The 20,572-nt window shown below is 65.1% G+C and carries 15 protein-coding genes; 8 read left to right on the top strand and 7 right to left on the bottom strand.

Annotation, left to right across the window (positions count from 1 at the left end; genetic code table 11):
• Nucleotides 1–16: 16 nt before the first annotated feature.
• The gene (locus LGH83_RS19470) at nt 17–523 is read right to left on the bottom strand and encodes a GNAT family N-acetyltransferase (RefSeq protein ID WP_227400051.1); all 507 of its coding nucleotides are present in this window, start codon (nt 521–523) and stop codon (nt 17–19) included.
• A gap of 29 nt (nt 524–552) precedes the next feature.
• Nucleotides 553–1,026: an NUDIX domain-containing protein gene (locus LGH83_RS19465; protein ID WP_227400050.1), complete on the bottom strand. Its 474-nt coding sequence runs from the start codon at nt 1,024–1,026 to the stop codon at nt 553–555.
• Between the two features lie 123 nt (nt 1,027–1,149).
• Between LGH83_RS19465 and LGH83_RS19460 the strand changes: the two genes are divergently transcribed.
• Nucleotides 1,150–2,079 carry a metallophosphoesterase family protein gene (locus tag LGH83_RS19460; RefSeq protein ID WP_227400049.1) on the top strand — a complete coding sequence of 310 codons (930 nt, stop codon included), beginning with the start codon at nt 1,150–1,152 and terminating at the stop codon, nt 2,077–2,079.
• A gap of 185 nt (nt 2,080–2,264) precedes the next feature.
• Entirely contained in the window at nt 2,265–3,443 is a 1,179-nt protein-coding gene (locus tag LGH83_RS19455; protein WP_227400048.1) for an MFS transporter, read from the top strand.
• A gap of 20 nt (nt 3,444–3,463) precedes the next feature.
• Here LGH83_RS19455 and dksA read toward each other — a convergent pair whose 3' ends face one another.
• A complete protein-coding gene (gene dksA / locus LGH83_RS19450) occupies nt 3,464–3,883 on the bottom strand; it encodes an RNA polymerase-binding protein DksA (RefSeq protein WP_131119651.1) in 420 nt (139 codons plus the stop codon).
• Between the two features lie 199 nt (nt 3,884–4,082).
• Between dksA and LGH83_RS19445 the strand changes: the two genes are divergently transcribed.
• From LGH83_RS19445 to LGH83_RS19430, 4 genes are read left to right on the top strand one after another with little or no spacing between them, the layout of a single operon-like run.
• Nucleotides 4,083–4,625, top strand: a complete 543-nt coding sequence (locus tag LGH83_RS19445; protein ID WP_227400047.1) for a SixA phosphatase family protein — start codon at nt 4,083–4,085, stop codon at nt 4,623–4,625.
• Nucleotides 4,626–4,658: 33 nt separating this feature from the next.
• Complete coding sequence (locus tag LGH83_RS19440) at nt 4,659–5,609, top strand: hypothetical protein (protein ID WP_227400046.1); 951 nt, start codon at nt 4,659–4,661, stop codon at nt 5,607–5,609.
• 37 nt (nt 5,610–5,646) lie between these two features.
• The gene (locus LGH83_RS19435; RefSeq protein WP_227401930.1) at nt 5,647–7,101 is read left to right on the top strand and encodes a YcjX family protein; all 1,455 of its coding nucleotides are present in this window, start codon (nt 5,647–5,649) and stop codon (nt 7,099–7,101) included.
• Nucleotides 7,098–8,261: a YcjF family protein gene (locus tag LGH83_RS19430; protein ID WP_227400045.1), complete on the top strand. Its 1,164-nt coding sequence runs from the start codon at nt 7,098–7,100 to the stop codon at nt 8,259–8,261. Before LGH83_RS19435 ends, LGH83_RS19430 begins: the two co-directional genes overlap by 4 nt.
• Before the next feature lie 6 nt (nt 8,262–8,267).
• Here LGH83_RS19430 and LGH83_RS19425 read toward each other — a convergent pair whose 3' ends face one another.
• From LGH83_RS19425 to LGH83_RS19410, 4 genes are all read right to left on the bottom strand, one after another.
• Nucleotides 8,268–9,161: a sulfite oxidase heme-binding subunit YedZ gene (locus LGH83_RS19425; RefSeq protein ID WP_227400044.1), complete on the bottom strand. Its 894-nt coding sequence runs from the start codon at nt 9,159–9,161 to the stop codon at nt 8,268–8,270.
• A 263-nt stretch (nt 9,162–9,424) separates the two neighbouring features.
• Nucleotides 9,425–10,462, bottom strand: coding sequence for an NAD(P)/FAD-dependent oxidoreductase (locus tag LGH83_RS19420; protein ID WP_227400043.1), 1,038 nt, complete (start codon nt 10,460–10,462; stop codon nt 9,425–9,427).
• 145 nt (nt 10,463–10,607) lie between these two features.
• Nucleotides 10,608–10,928 (bottom strand): 2Fe-2S iron-sulfur cluster-binding protein, encoded by a 321-nt coding sequence (locus LGH83_RS19415; protein ID WP_131115321.1) that lies wholly within the window; start codon nt 10,926–10,928, stop codon nt 10,608–10,610.
• Nucleotides 10,929–11,120: 192 nt separating this feature from the next.
• Nucleotides 11,121–11,459 (bottom strand): Hpt domain-containing protein, encoded by a 339-nt coding sequence (locus tag LGH83_RS19410; RefSeq protein ID WP_227400042.1) that lies wholly within the window; start codon nt 11,457–11,459, stop codon nt 11,121–11,123.
• 490 nt (nt 11,460–11,949) lie between these two features.
• On the opposite strand from LGH83_RS19410, the gene LGH83_RS19405 reads away from it, so the two are divergent.
• Nucleotides 11,950–19,566, top strand: a complete 7,617-nt coding sequence (locus LGH83_RS19405; RefSeq protein WP_227400041.1) for a hypothetical protein — start codon at nt 11,950–11,952, stop codon at nt 19,564–19,566.
• A gap of 19 nt (nt 19,567–19,585) precedes the next feature.
• Nucleotides 19,586–20,569, top strand: a complete 984-nt coding sequence (gene dgcA, locus LGH83_RS19400) for an N-acetyl-D-Glu racemase DgcA (protein ID WP_227400040.1) — start codon at nt 19,586–19,588, stop codon at nt 20,567–20,569.
• Nucleotides 20,570–20,572: the final 3 nt, after the last annotated feature.

The following is a 20,572-nucleotide window of genomic DNA, read 5'->3' as shown; positions in this document are numbered from 1 at the left end:
GCTGAGTCGCCGACGCTCAGGCCCCGACGCTGCCGCTGACCCCCTCGAAGGCGCCTGCTTCGAGTTCCAGCACGAGGAGCCGGGCGGGATCGACCGGCCCCGGCAGGGTCAGGCGACCGTTTGGCACGCGTGTGAAGCCATAGCGTTTGTAATAAGCTTCATCGCCGATCAGGATCACGAGCTTGTGGCCCTGCTGCTTGGCAGCCGCCAAGGACATGTCGACCAACGACCGCGCGACCCCGCGCGAGCGGAACGCGGGATCGACCGTCAGCGGGCCGAGCAGCAAGGCCGGCGCCGTGCCACACCGGATCGGTGTCAAGCGGTTGGCCCCGACCAATAATGTGCTGACCCGCGCCACGAAGGAGAGATCGCGCGGCGCCTCCGCCATCTCGCGAAGCCGATAGGCCGTCCGCGCGAAGCGACCAGGACCGAACGCACGCTCGTTCAATCGCTCGACCGCTTGAGCGTCGGACGCGCCTTCCGGGGCGACCACGATGGACAGGCTGAGAACGGCATCGGACATCGGGAAACTCACTGATCGTCGGTGGTCGCCTACCACGTTTCGGCGATTGGGACACGGTCCAGAACCTCGGCGATGCGTCGTCGCGTTGCATCGGTGGTTCCGGGCGGCAAATCCGAAGGGTTGAAGAAGCCGATCTCGACGATCTCCCAATCGGGTTGCGGCGCGGCGTCTCGCATGAAATCGCGAACCACGAAGACCGCGATGTGGTCGATGTTGCGGTTAAGAAACAGCCCGTGCAGCGGCGCGGCCCCTTTGACATGCACGCCGGCTTCCTCCCGGCACTCGCGCTGCATCGCGGCCGCGATGGTCTCGCCACGCTCGACGCCGCCGCCGGGAAAATGCCAGCCCGGCACATAGCTATGGCGGAGCAGCAGAATGCGGCCCTCCGGGTCGATCACCATGGCCCTGACGCCCATGGTGAGCGGCCGGGTCAGCAGCGCACCGACGTGAATGGCCCGCTCCACGGAGCGACGGGTCCATGCGGGAAGCGTCGGCCTTTTCACGTGTGATCCTTCCGGTCAAAGCTGCAATTGCAGCAATCTACGCCTCTTAGCATGAGGGAAGCCGGATGCTTGCGCCTGGATCGGGCTTGACGGCGCGCCGTCGGCCGGGCGACAGCATCGCGCGTGACATTCCTGCTCGCTCATCTCTCCGACGCGCATATCGGACCCTTGCCGCGGCCGCACCTGCGCGAGTTGCTGGGCAAACGGCTGACCGGCTATGTCAATTGGAACCGGCGCGGCCGCCTGCACGATATGGAGGTGCTGGCCGACCTCGTCGCCGACATCAAGGCACAGGCGCCCGACCATATCGCGATGACGGGCGATATTCTGAACCTCGGACTTGCAGCTGAATTTCCCTTCGCGGCCCAGTGGCTGCGTGACCTCGGGCCCTCGCGCGACGTGAGCTTCGTGCCGGGCAATCACGATGCCTACGTCCGCTCGTCGATGGGTCCGCTCGCCGCCACTTTCGTGCCGTGGCTGGCTGATCTCAGCGCCATCGGAGCGCCGCTCGTCACCGACCTCTTTCCCTACCTGCGGCAGCGCGGCGATGTCGCCCTGATCGGCGTGTCGTCGGCGCTGCCGACGGCGCCCTTCCTCGCTTCCGGCGCGCTCGGTTCCACGCAGCGGCAGGCCCTCGGCACGCTTCTCGCGGATGCGGGTCGACGCAAGCTCACCCGGATCGTGATGATCCACCACCCGCCCTATCGGGCCGGCGCCAGTGCTGGACGCGGGCTTCGGGACGCGTCGGCCTTTGCACGGATCATTGCCGAGCATGGCGCCGAACTGATCCTGCACGGACATAACCACCGCGCCATGCTGGCCCACCTGCCCGGGCCGAACGGCCTCGTGCCGGTCGTCGGCGTGCCCGCAGCGTCGGCGGTGCCGGGCAGCCCGAATCATCGCGCCGCCTATCATCTCTTCCGCATCGGCTTAGGGGCGAACGGATTGGAGATCGCCGCGAGCCGGCGGGGGTTGTTGCCGGACCTCAGCGCCATTGGCGATCTCGGCCCGATCGATCTGGCAGAGGGCGGCCTCGCGGCGATCGGTCTTTAGCAAGGCGCATCCCAAAGGTCGGCACTTGCGACCATCGGCGGCCGCCCACCGTCGGCCGCCAACCGTCGGCCCTTGCCGACCAAAATAGCTGGCATGTCGATTCAAATCTGGTCAACGACGAGAAATCGGCCGACCACAGCCTGCGGTCATGCGCCGCGTGATGCGGGGGGAGAGCCGTCTACGTTATGCAGCATTCGACAGGCGCAAGCGCTCCCGCGCAATCGACCAACTTGCGGATCTTCACGACCGTGCTGGTCACCTTCGTGGGTTACGCGGCGATCGCATTGCCGCTGGCAGTTTTGCCCGGCTACGTTCATGCGACACTCGGCTTCGGGGTGGTGCTGGCCGGGCTCACGATCAGCACCCAATATGTCGCGACGGTCATCAGCCGCGCTCAGGTCGGCCGCATGACCGATACCTACGGCCCGAAGCGTGCCGTGCTGCTCGGCTTCGCGGGGTGCCTGTTCAGCGGCCTCATGACGCTGGCGGCTAGCCTGGCGCAAGGCTTTCCGGTCGTCAGCCTGACGCTCCTGCTGCTCGGACGGCTGGCGCTCGGCATCGCCGAAAGCTGGGTCAGCACCGGCGCCATCACCTGGGCGATCGGTCAGGTCGGGCCGCAGCACACCGTCCGCATCATCAGTTGGAATGGCATCGCGACCTATGGGGCTCTTGCGGTCGGCGCGCCGATCGGCGTGCTTCTGGTGCAACGCTTCGGCTTCGCCAGCATCGGGCTGGTCTCCTGCCTTCTCGCGGTGATCGGCCTTGCCATGGCGATCGGCAAGCCGCCCGTCGCGGTGCTGACCGAAAAGCGGCTGAGTTCGAAAAGCGTGCTGGTCCGCATCATGCCGTTCGGCTGCATCTTGGCCTGCGCCTCCGCCGGTTTTGGCGTCATCGCGGCCTTCGTGACCTTCTTCTTCGAAAGCCGCCACTGGCAGGGCGCGTCATTCGCCCTGAGCTCGTTCGGTATCGCCTTCATCGTGGCCCGGCTGATGCTCGGCAACATCATCCTCCGCCATGGCGGCCTGCGCGTGACGCTGGTGGCCGCGACGGTGGAAGTCGCCGGTCTGCTGGTCTTGTGGAGCGCACCGATCCCGGCGCTCGCCATGGTGGGCGCGGCCCTGACGGGCTTTGGCTTCGCGCCGATCTTCCCAGCGCTCGGCGTCGTGGCGGTCGCCCGTGTGCCGGCCCAGAGCCGCGGTGCGGCGCTCGGTCTCTATTCGGTGTTTCTCGACGTGTCGCTCGGAGTTCAGGGGCCGCTCGCGGGGCTCCTGATCGACCGTTTTGGAACCGCGTCGCCCTTCCTGCTGGGCGCTGTGGCGGCGGCCGTGGGGCTGGGCATCACGGCATTTCTGCTCGGCCGGTAAGGCCGAGCGTCGTTTTAACCTCAATCGTCGCGGTAGATCCGCTCGCGCCGCTCATGCCGCTCCTGCGCCTCGACCGACAAAGTGGCGATTGGCCGCGCATCCAAACGCTTCAAGGAAATCGGCTCGCCGGTTTCCTCGCAATATCCGTAGGTTGCATCGTCGATGCGGGACAGAGCCGAATCGATCTTGGCGATCAGCTTGCGCTGACGATCGCGGGCGCGAAGCTCGATCGCGCGATCGGTTTCAGACGACGCGCGATCAGCAAAATCGGGGTGATTCTCGTTCTCGTTTTGCAAAGCCGTCAATGTCTCACGGCTTTCCCGCAGCAGGTCTTCACGCCACACCAAAAGCTTGCGGCGGAAATACTCACGTTGACGTTCATTCATGAACGTCTCATCGTCCGAAGGGCGATAGCCCTCATCGATCGTCGCAGAGCGCATCATGGGTGGCGGGCTCCCCCGTTTAGTTGGCGGCCTTATAGCGGCGCTTGTTCGCCGCTACAACGTCAGCACGTGGCTTTTTCTGTGTGTCGGAGCCTCAGCCTGAACGGCATGGTATAAGCACGAAACCGGCCGATACCTGCATTCTTTTTCCCAACCGGCGGCGATGTCGCGGCGCTGCCCCAAGGTCCATCGACGCATGAAGCGACTTCTTCTCCTCCGCCACGCCAAAGCCGAGATGGCGACCAATGGCCAGGCCGATCACGACCGCAGATTGAGTTCCCGCGGGCTCCGAGACGCGCGAGAGGTTGGAGCCGTCATCGAAAGACAGGGTTGGAGCCCCGATTTCATGCTTGTGTCCGATGCGGCCCGGACGCGCGAAACACTCGAACAGGCCCTGCCGCAGTTGACCGCGAGCCGCATGATCGAGATCACGCCCGCGCTTTATGACGCGACCGCCCCCGACATTCTGGCGCTAATCCGCACGATACCGGACACAGCGACATCGCTCCTCGTGATCGGCCATAACCCCGGTATTGGCGAGCTTGCGCGACAACTGGCCGCTGCTGGCCCGCTCCCTGACCTGCATCGCCTTGCGACCCGGTTTCCGACCTCGGCCCTTGCGGTCATCGCCCTGTACGCCGAGCATTGGGCGGACGTTGGCGCGCCACAGGCTACGGCAAGCGAAGGTCACCGTCTCGAGGCGCTCGTGTGGAGCGACCCATCCGGCAAGGCCGATTGATGTCGGATCCGTGGCTGTAGGACCGGATCGATCATGTTCGACCTGATCCTGATCGTGATGGCGGCGCTTCTGATCGCCGGTCCGCCCGCGCCGCTTCCCTCGGCCTGGTCTCGCCCGGTCGCGTTCAACCCCAAGGAGCGCGAGGTCACCAACTGGCGAAGCGAGGCGTTGCTTCATCTCACCCTCCCCCCGACAGCCGATGTGCGACTGGCGACAGGGCGCGATGCGCCGCAAGTCACCCGCTGCGTTCGCCTGAACAACTACTGGTGCATCAAACGCGCCGGTTGGGCCGGCGAAATCGCGGCCGACCGCGATGGTCACGTGGCGTTCTCGTCGGCTCGCGAAGGCGCTGATGTCGCGGCTCTGCTGCTTCGCCGCTACTATCTCGATTATGGGCGGCATTCGGCCATGGCGATCATCTCGCACTGGGCGCCGGCCGAATGCGGCGTCGATATGCGAGGCGGAGCGAAACGCGCCGACGGCCTCTCCACCCGCGGACTCGGGCGCACCTTACGAGGGCGGTTCCTCGCCTCGCGCGGCCGACATCGCGTTGCTGGTCGGGCCGGCCGCCTGCACCGCTCCGTGGTGCCCGAACGCCAGATCGTCCTTGCGCGCGCGCCATCGATCGCAGTGGGATTGGGCGAACGCGCCGTCGAGCTTCCGACGCTGCCGTTGTCGAGCCTGTCGCTGCAAGCGTTCGGTGCGGGACCCGGCGGCAGCTTGCCGACATGCGGGGGCGACCAGGCCCGAATCAAGGCCTATGCGTTCAAGACAGCCGAGGGCGTTGCGTCCGGCATCGACGCCGACCTCAATCTCTTCCTCCCCGACGGCACCCCAACGGCGAGCTTGGCGCGCGTCATGCACAACATGTCGGCGGTCGAGATCGGCCCGCTGGGAGCAAACGACGCGCTGGTCCGCGCCGCCGTGGATCGGGCCATCGCTGTTAAAACAGAACAGGCCCGCGCTGTTAAAACAGCACCATGATGGTTAGATGCTGCCGACTGCCATTTGGGATAATGCCTTGCCGCTTGTGACCGACATCATCCACGACGCGCGCATCGCGGCTCAAAGTCTCGCGGATTATGTCAGTGGAACCGGGCTTCGCCTCGGCGTCACCGGGCTGTCGCGAGCCGGCAAGACGGTATTTATCACGGCGCTCGTGCATAATCTGACGCAAGGCGGCAAGCTCCCGGTGTTCCGGGTGTCGGCTGAGGGGCGCCTCTCCCGTGCCTATCTCCGGCCTCAACCCGATGATGCTGTGCCGCGTTTTGCCTATGAGGACCATCTGGCGGCCTTGACGGTGGATCGGCAATGGCCCGACTCGACGCGCCAAATTTCCGAGCTTCGCCTCACGCTGGAGTTCGAGCGCAAGGGCGCATGGCGGTCCGGGCCTTCGACCTTCACGATCGACATCGTGGATTATCCCGGCGAATGGCTGCTCGATCTTCCGCTGCTGAATAAGTCCTATGCCCGCTGGTCGCGCGAGACGCTCGAGGCCAGCGCTTTGGCGGCGCGTGCGCCACTGGCGGCCGCTTGGCGCGGGTCGCTGCAAGGGCTCGATCCGATGGCGCCCGGCTCGGAGGAGGTGGCGCGACGAAGCGCCGAGCTGTTCACGGCCTACCTCCGCGCCAGCCGCACGGAACTCTACAGCCTCTCGACCTTGCCGCCCGGACGCTTTCTGATGCCCGGCGACCTCGAAGGCTCGCCAGCCCTGACCTTCGCGCCTTTACCGGTCGACGAGGGCGCCAGTGTCCCCTCCAACTCGCTCGCGGCCATGATGGAGCGGCGCTACGAGGCCTATAAGAGCCACGTTGTCGGGCCGTTCTTCCGCAATCACTTCGCCCGCCTCGACCGTCAGATCGTTCTGGTCGACGCCCTGTCGGCGCTGAACTCCGGCCCCGGTGCGGTGCGCGATCTCGAGGTCGCGCTATCCGATCTGTTGCTGGCGTTCCGGGCCGGCCGCAGTTCTTTCCTGTCGACGCTGTTCCGGCCGCGCATCGACAAAATCCTGTTCGCGGCCACCAAAGCCGACCATCTGCATCACACCAGCCATGACCGGCTGGAATCGATCCTGCGGGTTTTGACGGCTCGAGCCATTGCGCGGGCCGAGGGTGTCGGCGCCAGCGTCGATGTGATCGCTCTGGCGGCCGTTCGCGCCACGCGGGAGGTGGCCGTCAAGGAAGGTCGCGACACGCTGGACGCGATCGTCGGAACACCCTTGGCCGGCGAGCGGATCGACGGCGAAACGTTCGATGGTTTGAGTGAAGCCGCGGTATTTCCCGGCGAGCTACCGGCCGATCCCAAGCTCGCGTTTCGAGGCGATGCCTTGGCGGTGGCGGATGGCGAGGCCGATTATCGATTCGTCAAGTTCCGTCCGCCGCAGTCGGTGCGGGGGCCGGATGGCGCCGCCCTGCCGCTGCCGCACATCCGGCTCGACCGCGCCCTGCAGTTCCTGTTCGGAGACCGGCTGGCATGACCGACCTTCCGCCTCGCGCGGAGCTTCGCCGCCCGCGCGCCTTCAAGATCACACCTGATCGACCAATCGGCGCGACGACGCCGGAGGTCGCTGAGACAGCCGAGGCTCCGCTTGACGGCGTCGCATCGGACGACGCCGCGGAACGGCCTGCGTGGCGGGAGCGGCCGCGCGTTCTTCGCCCCAGCGCTCGCGTCGAATTTGAGGAGCAGCCTGACCCCTATGCCCGCGAGGCCGCCGCCGTCGTTGACGGTATGCCGAGCGAGGAAGTCGCGATCGAAGTGGCGCAGCGGCGCGGGATGGTGGCGCGTGGGCTGCTGAGCTGGGGCGGCCTGTTCTGGTCGGCCCTCGGTGGCCTCGTGTCGCTGGCGGTGGGCCTTTGGATCACGCGCCTGATCGACGATCTTTTCGCGCGTGTCCCTGGCCTTGGATGGGTGGGCGTCGCGCTGGCGGCGCTCGCGGCGCTGGCGCTTGTGGGACTAGCGGTTCGCGAGGCGCTCGGGGTGGCGCGTCAGCGCCACGTGGCCGTGTTGCATAAGCGGCTCGCCGACGCTCACGCCGCCGACGATCGCGACGCGGCGCGAAGCGGCATCAAGGATCTCGCCTCCGTTTATGCGGCGCGACCCGAAACCGCACGGGCCCGCCAGGATCTCGCGGCGCTGTTGACCGAGATCATCGACGGACGCGACCTCATCGATCTGGCCGAGCGTCACCTGATGGGTCCGCTTGACGCCCTGGCCCAACGCGAGATCGCGCTTGCGGCCAAGCGAGTGTCGATCGTGACGGCCATCAGCCCGCGCGCGATCCTCGATGTGGTCTTCGTGATTGGCCAGACGGTGCGGCTGATCCGCCGCATTGCGGAAATTTACAGCGGCCGACCGGGGCTTCTCGGCTTCGTGCGGCTGGCGAAATCCGTCGGTGCGCATCTCGCGATCACGGGCGGCATGGCGGTCGGCGACAGCATCCTGCAGCAGGTCGTCGGCCATGGGATCGCGGCCAAACTTTCGGCTCGGCTGGGCGAGGGCGTGCTGAACGGGCTGCTCACCACCCGGGTGGGGCTATCGGCCATGGCGGTGTGTCGCCCCATGCCATTCGCGGCTCTCAAACAGCCGGCTTTAAGGGATGTCGCGCCGTTTCTGTTCGGCGGCGACAAAAGTCTTTAACGGAGGTCAGATCGACCGCGCCACGGTGGCACGGGGCTCGCGCCGGCTCGGCTGCTTCGCCCCGGACGTATATTTTACCCAGAGCGGACGGGTGACACGCACCAGAACCACGACCAATCCGACCGCCAAGATCCACCACGACGATCGCAGCGGCGAGTCGAAATCGAGGTTGGCAGACAGAACGAGGTTGAACGGCCGATTGTTGACGATCTGATACCAGGCGGCTTCGAGCACTGCCGTCCCGAAGGCTGCGCCCACAGCTAGCGCCAGCAAAGCAACGACATGATCGGCCCAGCCCCGTTTTTGCAGCAGGCGGTAGCCCATCAGCAGCAGAAACAAGCCGGCCATCAGCACCGGCTGCGTGATGTTCAGCTTCGCCTGCAGGAAGAAATGGAGAAGCCCCAGAACGCCGAGCAGATAGACGATCTGATGCAAACGGTTCCAACGTTTGGCCCCGATCCTGCGGATCATGCCATCGGTCGATGTGGCTCCCAGGATCATAAAGCCCACCAAGGCCACGAATCCGATCGTCAGATAGAAGCGCAAGACGATCTCGGTCGCGACATGCACGAGATCATAGTTTTGGTCGACGATGTAGAGCGTGAAATGCAGAGCCGCATAAGCCAAGACCGCGAGGCCAAGCATGCGGCGAATGGCAATCAGTTTATTCCATTGCGCCAATCGGCGGAGTGGCGTGATCGCGAGGGAGATCAGCAGGAAGCGAACGGCCCAGGTCCCGGATTGATGGATCGCCTCGGTGACCGGCTTCGGCTGTAGCCAGCCCAAGTCGAGTTGCAGCGCGATCCACAGGCCAGGAACGAAAAGCAGGACGAATGTGACGAGCTTGAGCCAGGACAGCCGGCCCGTGCGGTCAAGCCATGGAAGGGTCTTGATTGTCATCCGTCTCGCCTGTCACTCTCGCCGTATCCTCGGATACGAGCCCCGACACAGATACGATACAGCCGTCTAACGCGTTACGTGACGGCGAGATATTTATCGCTTGTGCCGAAACTCGTGCCGGCGACGGGTCGTAGCTTCTACCGAGCGTGTGGATGACGGTCGGCGTCCCCTCTGACCGTCGTTTTCGGCACGCTTTCCCCGTCCGAGAATTCCGGGGATGGCCCGCGCCGCGCCCCCCGGCGCGGGCCTAATGCGGGACAGGCTCAGGCGACCCCGAGCTTCTTCTGCAAGCTCGTCGACGACGTCGTATATTGAAATGTCAGGCGCTTCTCCGGATAGACGTAGCGATGAACTCGCTGGGCCGCGAGCGCTCCCTCGTGAAACCCCGACAAGATCAGCTTGAGCTTGCCCGGATAGGTGTTGATATCGCCAACCGCGAAGATGCCCGGCACGCTGGTTTCGAATTTCTCGGTATCCACAGGCACGAGATTCTCGTGCAGGTTCAATCCCCAATCAGCGATGGGTCCGAGCTTCATGGTGAGCCCGAAGAAGGGCAGCAAGACGTTGCATTCGATCTCGGTCGTGGTTCCGTCGTCATGCTTGATGGCGGCGCCCTGCAACTGCCCATCCTGCCCCTTGAGGCTGGTGACCTGCCCAAGCAGCAGATCCATCGCGCCATTACCGACCAATTCTCGCATCGCGTTGACCGAATGCGGTGCGGCACGAAATGCATCCCGTCGGTGCAGCAGGGTCACGCGCTCGGCCAGGGGATGCAGGTTCAGGGTCCAATCCAGCGCCGAATCGCCGCCGCCGACGATCAGCACCTTCTTGCCCGCAAACGCTTCCATTTTGCGAACTGCGTAGAACACCGACGTGCCCTCATAGAGTTCGATGCCGGTGATCGGCGGCTTCTTGGGCTGGAACGATCCGCCACCCGCCGCGATCAAAATCGACTTGCACTCGAAGATCTGACCTGCATCGCTCCGCAAACGGAACTTCGGCGCCGCCGCGTCGCCGAGGACCTCGACCGATTCGACCATCTCGCCGTAATGCATCGTCGGGCTGAAGGGCTTGCATTGCTCGAGCAGATTGTCGACCAGCGCCTGTCCGGTCACGAGCGGGAAGCCGGGAATATCGTAGATCGGCTTCTCAGGGTAAAGCTCGGAGCATTGACCGCCCGCTTTGCTCAGAATGTCGATCATGTGGACCTTCACGTCCAGCAGGCCGAGTTCGAACACCGTGAAAAGCCCAACCGGGCCGGCGCCGACGATCACCACATCGGTAACGATGGTTTCAGTCATCAATTCATCCTCGGGTCCGCATCACTCGAGACGCGACCGGGTCGTTTCTCAAAAAAGGTCGAGCCGGACAGGCTCAATAGCGCAAACAGGGTACGATGTGAAAGTCCCGCGACACGGACATGACATCGCGGCGACTGGAGCCGAATCAACCCTGGCGGGAGGGCGTCCGAACCGTCAGTCCATCGAGCGACGGCTTCACTTTGATTTGGCAGGACAGCCGCGAGTTCGGTTTCACCTCGAATGCAAAATCGAGCATATCTTCTTCCATTGGCTCGGCTTTGCCGGTCGCCTCGACCCACTCGGGCTCGATATAAACATGGCAGGTCGCACAGGCGCAGGCGCCGCCACATTCCGCTTCGATTTCGGGAATGCCGTTACGGACTGCGGATTCCATCACGGTCGAGCCCTGCTCAGCCTCTACGTCGCGCGAGTGGCCCGATGAGTCGATGAACGTAATTTTAGCCATGACGCTTCGGTGAGCCCCCGGTACTGATAAAGACGAGATAGCGACAGCCGGTGCGCCTCAAATTGAGCCCTGGACCGGCGGGCGGCGCATCGAACGCTCCGCTGCTCTTAGCCAGTTTCAGCGCCGATGGCGAGAGTGCCGTTCCGTCGCGCTTCACTCCAAACGTCCTCAACTGACGCTATAAAGCCGGACTCACTCGGGACGGCCAAGCAGATCGTCGATGACCGAACAAGCAAGATCGACGCTGCCCACGAGCTGCTCCAGTTTGTCGCGGCTCAGCTTGACCGAATGGTGCGGATCAGCCGACCGAATCTCCCGTTCGAGCGACTGCGCCTGATCGGCAACGCGCCACGATCCGACAGCGCGCGCCGACCCACAAAGCGTATGCAAAAGATCGCCCGATTGCTTGGGCATCATGACGCCTTGAGCCGACGAGGACGTCAGGGTTTGGACGATGCGTCGCGCCTGTTCCGCGAAAAGATTGAGCAATTCAACCTCGAGATCTCGATCGCCGAGCGTCTGACGGGACAAATGGACTAGGTCGATGCTGGGCAGATCGTCGTCATGCTTAACAGGCGAGGATCGGTAGGGATTCGGCATAAGATCCGCGGGACGGGTGGCGGACGGCATCGCATTCATCATGGGACCCTTGGGATGGCGAAGTTCGAGACCGGCGACCGACTGAGGCGCTGAGCGTCGATGAAAAGTGTTCGAGACGCCGCGCGTTAACGACGTTTGCCTCTTTCGATCGTGCGTGCGTTTGCAACGGAGCCTCACGCGAGTAGACTGCGGTTTGGTTAATGATCCTTTGCTTTCCACATCATTGATCCGAATGATGATCGTTAAGCGGCGGAATGTTGGCTAAGAGGGAAGATCACGTCGGTTCAATCATGCGACAAACGATTGATCGGCCGCGTTCTTTCTTGAGTTTGATTGTTCTTCTTTGCTTCGATCAAGAGTTTCGCGGGTCCGATCCGGCGACGTCTTGATGGTCGAAGAGTGTATGCGTTGAGGTGTGGACATGGGCGTGCAAAATCAAGCCAAGGATCCTGCTGCGGCAGCGCTCCTGGCCATCGAGGAAGCCCTCAATCTCGTCAATTTGAGCGGCCCTGCGCCTGACCAGGACGCCACCGCACCCGACATCCAATCGACGCGGGCGATGAATGGCCCCGATACCGCTCCGGCGCTGCCGAGCGCGTCCCGATCGGACGAGACGGATGGTCGAACCACGGCGCCCGAAATTGGCGCTCAGGCGCCGAAGGCCGAAGCGACTCGCCGCGATGCGCCGCCTTTTGCGCCGGCCGGACCGCCGGCCAACGACGATCGACGCTCGGTCGGGCAGATGCTGCAGACCTTGCGGGCGCGCCCGAGCCCCACACCCTATATCGTCGCCGCTGCCGCATCGGTTCTATGGGCCGGGCTGTTCTTCTACACGCTCTATGGGCGGGGAACCGGTCTCCAGGGTCTCACGGGGCCTGACCTTGCCATCAGCCTCGCCACCCTGCTCGGGCCGATCGTCTTTATGGTCGTTTCGGCGGTTCTGTTGCGTCGGGCGCAAGAGATGCGATTCACGGCCCGGTCGATGACCGAAATCGCCATCCGCCTCGCGGAACCCGAGACGATCGCGACCGAACAGGTGGTCAACCTGTCCCACGCGATCCGACGCGAAGTCGCCTCCATGGGTGACGGGATCGAGCGGGCCCTCGCCCGCGCCAGCGAACTCGAGACCATGGTCCGGTCGGAAGTGGCCAATCTCGAGCGGTCCTATTCGGATAACGAGCGGCGTATGCGCCAGCTTATCGGCGAATTGTCGAGCGAGCGGGAAGCGATCGTGTTCAACGCCGATCGCGTTCGGACGGCGATCACGAATGCGAACGAGAGCCTCGCCCATGATCTCGAAGCCACCAGCAACCGCATTGCCGATAGCGTGAGCGAGGCCGGCGCGCGGGTCACGACGGCGATTGGCATCAAAGGTGAAGAGATCACCGCGGCGCTGGGCCGCACAGGCGATTCGTTGGCGGAGCGGATCACCGCCCATGGGGCCGAAATGGTCGGTCATCTGACCGATACGACGTCGACGGTTTCGCTGCAGCTCACCGACGCGACCTCTGGTGTTGCCGAGGCCCTGGCCGAACGGATCAGCGCCGTCGACGGTCGTCTTCGCATCGCCGGCGACGCGCTCCTCAACGATCTTAGCTTGCGTGGGGAGAACGTGGCTCAGCGGATCGAGCAGACCGGGGCCGTCATCGCCCAGACCATTTCGGAGCGTGGCGACAGCCTGGTCGGGCGTCTGGCCGAAACGAACAACCGCCTGCACGAAACCGTCACGGTTCATGGCAAGGCCCTCGACGAATCGATCGCGGTCACGGGCGAGCGCGTCGCCAACCTTTTCGCGGACCGCACCTTCGCGGCGCGGGAGGCTCTCGAACATTCGGCCGAGACCCTGACGGGCTTGTTCGACGCACGGCATGCCGAACTCGTCGGCTCGGAGGACCGGCTCACCGCCTTGCTGGCCGCCCGGACCGATCAGACGCGCGATGCGCTTGACCATGCGAATGCGACTCTTCAGCAGCTTTTCGACGCGCGCCTGCACGACATCGCGGCAGCGAGCGACACCCTCGTGCAGCGCTTCGACGAGCGCGCCGACCACGTCCGCGTCGCGATCGAGACATCAGGCGAGGCGGTCGATCGGCTTTTGGCAAATCGGCACAGCCACGTCGTCGATGCGATCGAGCAGATCGCCGCTGACGTCGAGACGCGCGTCACCGCCAGCAAAGAAGCGCTTGATCTGTCAGGCGAGCGGCTGCATCGGCTGTTCGATCAGCATGGCGCAGAACTCACCGGCACCGGCGACCGCGTCGCGGCACTGCTGGACCAGCATGTCACCCGTCATGACGAGGCTGCGCGCCTCAATGCGGAAGATCTCGAGCGGGTGCTGACCGCTCGCCACGCGGATCTCGACGGGGCGAGCGACCGTTTCGCTTCCCTGCTCGACCATCATGCTAACGCAACCCGCGAGAGCCTTGATGGCGCTGGCGAAACACTCGATCAGCTTCTCGGCCAGCGCCACGCGGATCTCCTCGCCGTTCAGGCCGAACTCGCGGCAACGCTCGAGCAGGGCCAAATCGGTGCGCGCGAAATCCTGGCCACAACGACCGAAACAATTGGCCAGTTGTTCAACGAGCGACAGGCCGAATTGGCGAGCTTGAGCGAGACGTTGCTCAAGACCGTTGCGGCACATGACGAAGCCAGCCACGCAGCCGTTACCGGCTCGACCGAAGCGCTCTCGCTCGCTTTCGAGCGCGGGAGATCCGAACTGGCGAACCTGGGCGACTCCGTCGTGACGCGCCTCGACGAACGTTATGCGGCGCTCGCCGCCGTCGGCGACCATCTGGCGACCGTGGTTGATGAACGCACCCATGCGGCGGCTGATGTGCTGAGCGGATCCGCCGAAACAATTGCGCGTCTGATCGAGCATCACGGCACCGAATTGGCGAATCTGAGCGATCGCGTCGCGGCATCGCTGGACGAGCGTGCGGAAGCGGCGCGTCATGATGTTCAGGCCAGCCACGATCGCATCGGCGAGGTCTTCAACGAACGTCACGCCGCTTTAGCGGATCTGGCCGACCGATTCACTGGCCTCGTGACGGATCGCACCGCGCAGGCCTCCGATCTCCTGAACGGATCGACCGAAACGATCGGCCGGTTGGTCGAGCATCACGGCTCGGCCTTGGCCGATCTCAGCGAGCGGATGACGGCCGCATTCGAGGAGAGCAGCGCAACCGCAAGCGACAGGGTGCAGGCTGCCACCCAGCAGATCGGCCAACTGTTCGACGAGCGCGAATCCGCCCTGAAGGCGGCGGGCGATCGCGTCGCGGATCTTCTCGAGCATCGCACCCTCGCGGCACGCGACGCTCTCGATGACCATGCAGACCGCTTCGGCCATCTCTTCGACGAGCGCCATGCTGCGCTCGCGGCTACCAGCGAGGATTTCAGAGCGGCGGTCGAAGGTTACGCCAGCCAATCGCTCGCGGCGTTGACGGATGCAGGCGGCACCCTCGGCCAGTTGTTCGACAAACATCAGGAGGAGCTTGCCAACTTTGGCGACCTCCTGGCGCAAGCCGCGGCTGAGCGAGCTGACGCGGTGCAGTCCGTGCTCGACGAGGCCAACAACCGGATCGCAACCGATCTCACCGATCAGACCGCCGCGCTGACAGGATTGGGCGAGCGCTTCGCCGCCATGCTCGACGAACGGGCCAACGATGCCGCACAGGCGCTCGCGGCATCGAGCGATGCGCTGGCGCAGATGTTGACCGACCATCATGTCGGCCTCGGGGCCATGGGTGAACAGATGGCCGCAACCGTCCGCGAGCAGGCCTTGTCGGCTACCGATGCGCTCGCCGTTTCGGGTGAGACCATCGCTCGCACGGTGGCCGAGCGGCAGGCAGATCTCGTGGCCGCCGGAGAAGCCATCGCGGCCACGATCGCGTCGCGGGCTGTCGCGGCTCGCGAGGCGCTCGATCGGTCTGGTGCCGACTTCAGCCAACAGATCGATGGTCGGAGCGCCGAGATCGTCGAGGCGGGGGATCGCATCGCCGGGTTGCTCGATCAACGGGCTGCCGCAGCGCGCGATGGGATCGGTCAATCGGCCGAGGAGCTCGCGGCCTTGCTGTCGGATCGCGAGACCCGCTTGCGCGCGATCCTCAGCGAGCATCTTCAAGCCTTGGAGCGTGACTTCGCCCAGGCGACCGATCACGCGATCGCCGGAGTGTCGGAGACCGGCACGGGCTTCCATGCCCGCTTCGGCGACACGGTCGCCGAGGTCATCGCCGCTCTCGGCACGCATGGCGATCGGGTCAACCAGCACATCAACGACAAATTGGCCGGCTTGGATGCCGCGCTCGGCCAGCAGACCGGTTCGTTGAACGCCTCGATCGACGCCCATACGGATCGATTCGCCACCCAGTTTGCCGATCGTCTCGGCAAGATCGAGGTGGTGTTTGCCGGCCATGGCGAAGGAATGGTGGAACGCCTCGCCGATCGCTCACGCGAAACATCCGAGGCCATCGAGGCGCAGATGCACGCCTTCGAGGAGCGTCTCGGTTCGCGTGCCGGAACCATCGGCGAGTCGCTCGATGGAGTCATGTCGCGTGTCCATGCGGGGCTCGATGCTCGCGCCAAGACCTTGAACGAGACACTGGCGCAGCGCACCCTTGAGGTCGCCAAGGCGCTTGGTGACGGTAGCCGGGACGTGACGCGCGCGTTGGACGAAAAGGCGAAGGAGATCAATGTTCTGTTGATCGACCGCTCCGGTCAGATCGCCGAGACGCTTGCGGCCAAGGTCGCCGAGATCGATGGCGTGCTCGGCTCGCGTGCCGATGCGATCGCCGAAAGCCTGGATACCCGCATCGCGCGGTTGGAGCAGGATGTCGTCGAACGGCTCGATCAGGTCAGCACGACGCTCGATGGGCGTGGGACCGCGGTCACCAACGCCCTCGGCAGCCAAGCGAGCGAGATCGATCGCATCTTCGCCGAACGCACGAAAGCGATGGACACCGCGGCGGCGCAGCGGAGCCAGGCGCTTTACGCCGCGCTCGACACCCACGTCCAATCCCTTACCACCACCTTCGGGACCAGCGCCGAACAGGCCGCCGGGGCGCTCGAAGAACGCACCGCTTGGATGCACGAGACGCTGACCTCGCGGCTCGACGACATCCGCACCACGATCGGAACCGGCGTCGACGATATCGAGCGCACACTCGAGGCCCGGACGACCGCCATCAACGATGCCGTCACGCAGCATGTCGACGGCATCAAGACGGTCGTCGGCGACAGTGTGACGGTGTTGCATGACGCGCTCGGCACGCAGGCCGATGCGATCCAGCTCCAGGCGAACGAGATTCGCGCGGTGCTTGCGGCTCGTGAAAACGACGTCGGTCGGGCGATCGACGGCCATGTTGACACGATGAAGACCGTGCTGGGTGGCTCGGTTGCCGATCTCCAGGGTGTCATCGCGACCCATGCGGCCGATGTCGGACAACACGTCGAAGCAATCGACGCGATGCTGACGGTCCGAGCCGATACGCTCCAGAACAGCTTGTTGACGCATTCGAACGCCGTCGATCACGCGCTTGGCGTCACCCAATCCATGATGGCCAACATGCTCGGTGCGCGCGCCAACGAGATCGAGCGAACGCTCGGACAGCGGGCGAGCGAGATCAACGCCTCGCTCGCGACCCATGTCGGGACGATGCAGAACGCGCTCGACGGTTCAGCCGAACGCCTCGACCATGCGCTTGCGCTTCGCGCCGAGGATATTTCCGAGACACTGGGACGTCGAACGACCGAGATCGAAGGGGTCCTGACCGGCAACATCGAGGCGCTTCACACGTCGCTGACCGGCAACGTCACCACGATGGGCAACGTCCTCGGCACGGGGATTTCGGTGCTCGACCGCTCGCTCGCCCAATATGCCGCGAGCATGGCGCGCACCCTCGAAAGCCGCTCGAGCGAGATCGGAACCGCGCTCGACGGCAATGCCGCCCAGCTGCGCGCCACATTGGACGACGCCATCCGTGCCCTCGACAACTTGCTCGATGGCGGCGCCGAACGGCTCGCCACGACGCTGCAGGCCAGCACGACCGGCCTCGGCGATAGCCTCGAGACGCATCTCGGCCTCGTCCGCGATACGTTGACGACGGCCGTTCACGACCTCGACGGTTCCCTCGGGTCGCGGACCCAGGAGATCAATCAGGCGATCGGCGATCGGCTGGAAGAGCTCCATACGACCCTCGAAACGCGCCTCGGGGACATCAGCAACGCGCTCGACGAACGCGGCCGCGTGCTGCACCAGACGCTCGCGAGCCGGTCGGGCGATCTCCACGATCTCTTCGACAACAAGGGGCCGATCCTGGTCGACCTCCTGTCGGCGCGGGGCGGCGAGGTCGCGCAGGAACTCGCCGGCATCGGCGAGATGGTGGCGCAGACGATCGAAGATCGCGGGCATGCGATCGTTCAGCATCTCGGCGCCAAGCAGGCGGAACTGACCACGTCCATCGATCAGTCCGCGCAGACGCTCCGTCGCTCGCTCGATGCAGGCGCACGCACCTCGGTCGCGGCTCTGGTCGGGACCAGCGACACGCTGAAGAATGAAGTCGGGGCGCTGCTCGAGCGGCTCGGCGCAACCAATGCGGCACTCTCGCATCTGATCGACGAAGCCTCAGCGACCCTCTCGGGCGTCGACACGGGCTTGCAGAACCGTCTGGCCGACTTCAACGACAACATCGGCCTCGTCACCGCGCAGGTCGACGCGATCAGCCAATCGGCCGAAACCAGCATTGGTGACGCGCGCGCCGTGGCCGGGTCGATCGAGACGCATCATCAGGCTTTGATCGATGCGGCACAGGCGCTGGCACAGACGCAGGCCGAGGTCGATGCGGAGATCGATGGCCGCCGCGCGACGCTCGATGGCCTATTGGCCAATGTGAACGCTCGCGTCGAGGATTTTGACGGTGTGATGCGCTCTTTTGCGAGCCTTGTGGACGATTCGCTCGATCACGCCGAAACGCGGGCGCGCGACCTCGGCACCTTCCTGGCCGACTCGGCTCAAGCCACGACGGGCGCCATCAGCGAGCATTTCGACGCCGTGCGGACCGTCACGGTGGACGAGCGCGACCGGACTGCTGCCGCGTTGCGGACGATCCACGATCAGTCGACAGCCGACATGACGGCGATTTTCGGGAGCGCGGTCGAGAAGTTCCGCGCGTCGGCCGGCGAAATCCGGCAGATGGCGAGTGAGATCCATCGCGAGCTCGAAACCGCCCGCCAGGATTTGCATCGGTCGACCATCGAATTGCCGCGCGAAACGGCCGAGCAGGCCGCCGAGGTTCGTCGCGTCGTGAACGAGCAGGTCAAAGCGCTGCAGGATCTGACGGCGGTCATCGCCCGAACCAGCAACGGCAACGATGTCATCGAGCCCGCCTCGGCGCGACGGGCAAGCAGCGCGGAGACTGCAGTCTCGACAGCGCGCGCGCCGTCGCGGGCGGTTGAGCCCCGCAGCCAGCAACTTGTGCCGGCACGTGCTCCGGCCCGGACCACAGACCCCACCCGCAATCCGGACGGGGGTCCGCGGCTTCCCGCTGCGGCGCGTCCTGCTCCGTTGACCGGCGAACGTGGCCCGGGATGGTTGTCGGATCTTCTCGCTCGCGCCTCGTTCGACGATAATGTCGAGGCGGCAGAGGGGTCTCCGGCGCCGGAAGCGGCCAAGGCGCCTGCCCCACAACAGGCTGCCTCCACGACGGCGGGGTCGCTCGCGAGCCTCTCGTTCGATATTGGCCGGTTGATCGACGAGGCGGCAGCGACCCAAGCATGGGAGCGCTTCCGTCGGGGCGAGACCCACGTGTTCGGACGCTCGATCTACACGGCTCAGGGTCAACAGACCTTCGAGGAGGTCCGTCGCCGCTATCGCAGCGACGCGGACTTCACCGAGACCGTGAACCGCTACACGCAGGAGTTCGAGCGGTTGCTCAGTGAGGTCAGCCGAGACGACAACGACGGCAGCGTGACACGCCGCTATCTCTCCTCCGAGACTGGCAAGGTCTATACGATGCTGGCCCATGCGGCTGGGCGTCTCGGCTGACGTCGAGGAGCTTCCAGCCATGACGCGAACACTGACCGCCGCGATCGAGACCTTTCGGCTCGTGGCGCCGTTCGTGATCGCGCGGGGCGCCAAAACCGTCAGCACGGTCGTGGTAGCCACCATTCAGCAGGGGGAGCATCGCGGCCGGGGCGAATGTGTGCCCTACGGACGCTATGGCGAGACGGCCGATAGCGTCTTGACGCAGATCGCGAGCCTCCGGAACGCGATCGAAAACGGCGCCGATCGAGAGGCGTTGCAGAGCATGCTCCCTGCCGGCGCGGCGCGCAACGCGGTGGATTGCGCGCTGTGGGATCTCGAGGCCAAGCGCCTGGGTCTCCGGGCCGAAACACTGGCCGGTCTGCATCGGATCGGCCCTGCCACCACGGCCTACACGCTATCGCTCGGGACGCCGGACAGCATGGCCGACGCGGCGCGCGCGGCCGCAGAACGCCCGCTGCTGAAGCTCAAACTCGGGGGCGCTGGAGACCCGGACCGCATTGCGGCGGTGCGGGCGGCGGCACCGGATGCGGAGTTGATCGTCGATGCCAACGAGGCGTGGCGCGACGACGACCTCGATCGCAACTTCGCGGCCTGTGTTGCGGCCCATGTCGCGCTCGTCGAACAGCCTTTGCCAGCAGGTCAGGATAGCGCGCTCGCCCGCATGACGCGCCCGGTTCCGGTTTGCGCCGATGAAAGTGTTCACGACCGAAACGGCTTGGCGGCCCTCGTCGACCGGTATGATGTGATCAACATCAAACTGGACAAGACGGGCGGCTTGACCGAGGCTTTGGCTCTGGCCGACGAGGGTGAGCGGCTTGGCTTCGGACTGTTCGTCGGTTGTATGGTCGGGACATCGCTCGCCATGGCGCCCGCGATGCTGCTCGCGCCACGCGCACGCTTCGTCGATCTCGACGGGCCATTGCTCCTGGCTGAGGATCGGCCGCATGGATTGGTCTATGACGGGTCGATGGTTTATCCGCCGAGCGCGGAGCTTTGGGGCTAGGCC

Source organism: Lichenihabitans sp. PAMC28606 (assembly GCF_020616535.1).
GTDB lineage: Bacteria > Pseudomonadota > Alphaproteobacteria > Rhizobiales > Beijerinckiaceae > Lichenihabitans > Lichenihabitans psoromatis.
Note: the sequence above shows the minus strand (reverse complement) of the source record. Positions and strands in the feature narration are given on the sequence as shown.

Excerpts from the sequence above, each read along its gene's own strand:
- LGH83_RS19470 (WP_227400051.1), bottom strand. The coding sequence starts at position 523 with ATGTCCGATGCCGTTCTCAGCCTGTCCATCGTGGTCGCCCCGGAAGGC.
- LGH83_RS19455 (WP_227400048.1), top strand. The coding sequence starts at position 2,265 with ATGCAGCATTCGACAGGCGCAAGCGCTCCCGCGCAATCGACCAACTTG.
- dksA (WP_131119651.1), bottom strand. The coding sequence starts at position 3,883 with ATGCGCTCTGCGACGATCGATGAGGGCTATCGCCCTTCGGACGATGAG.
- LGH83_RS19445 (WP_227400047.1), top strand. The coding sequence starts at position 4,083 with ATGAAGCGACTTCTTCTCCTCCGCCACGCCAAAGCCGAGATGGCGACC.
- LGH83_RS19440 (WP_227400046.1), top strand. The coding sequence starts at position 4,659 with ATGTTCGACCTGATCCTGATCGTGATGGCGGCGCTTCTGATCGCCGGT.
- LGH83_RS19430 (WP_227400045.1), top strand. The coding sequence starts at position 7,098 with ATGACCGACCTTCCGCCTCGCGCGGAGCTTCGCCGCCCGCGCGCCTTC.
- LGH83_RS19425 (WP_227400044.1), bottom strand. The coding sequence starts at position 9,161 with ATGACAATCAAGACCCTTCCATGGCTTGACCGCACGGGCCGGCTGTCC.
- LGH83_RS19420 (WP_227400043.1), bottom strand. The coding sequence starts at position 10,462 with ATGACTGAAACCATCGTTACCGATGTGGTGATCGTCGGCGCCGGCCCG.
- LGH83_RS19415 (WP_131115321.1), bottom strand. The coding sequence starts at position 10,928 with ATGGCTAAAATTACGTTCATCGACTCATCGGGCCACTCGCGCGACGTA.
- LGH83_RS19405 (WP_227400041.1), top strand. The coding sequence starts at position 11,950 with ATGGGCGTGCAAAATCAAGCCAAGGATCCTGCTGCGGCAGCGCTCCTG.
- dgcA (WP_227400040.1), top strand. The coding sequence starts at position 19,586 with ATGACGCGAACACTGACCGCCGCGATCGAGACCTTTCGGCTCGTGGCG.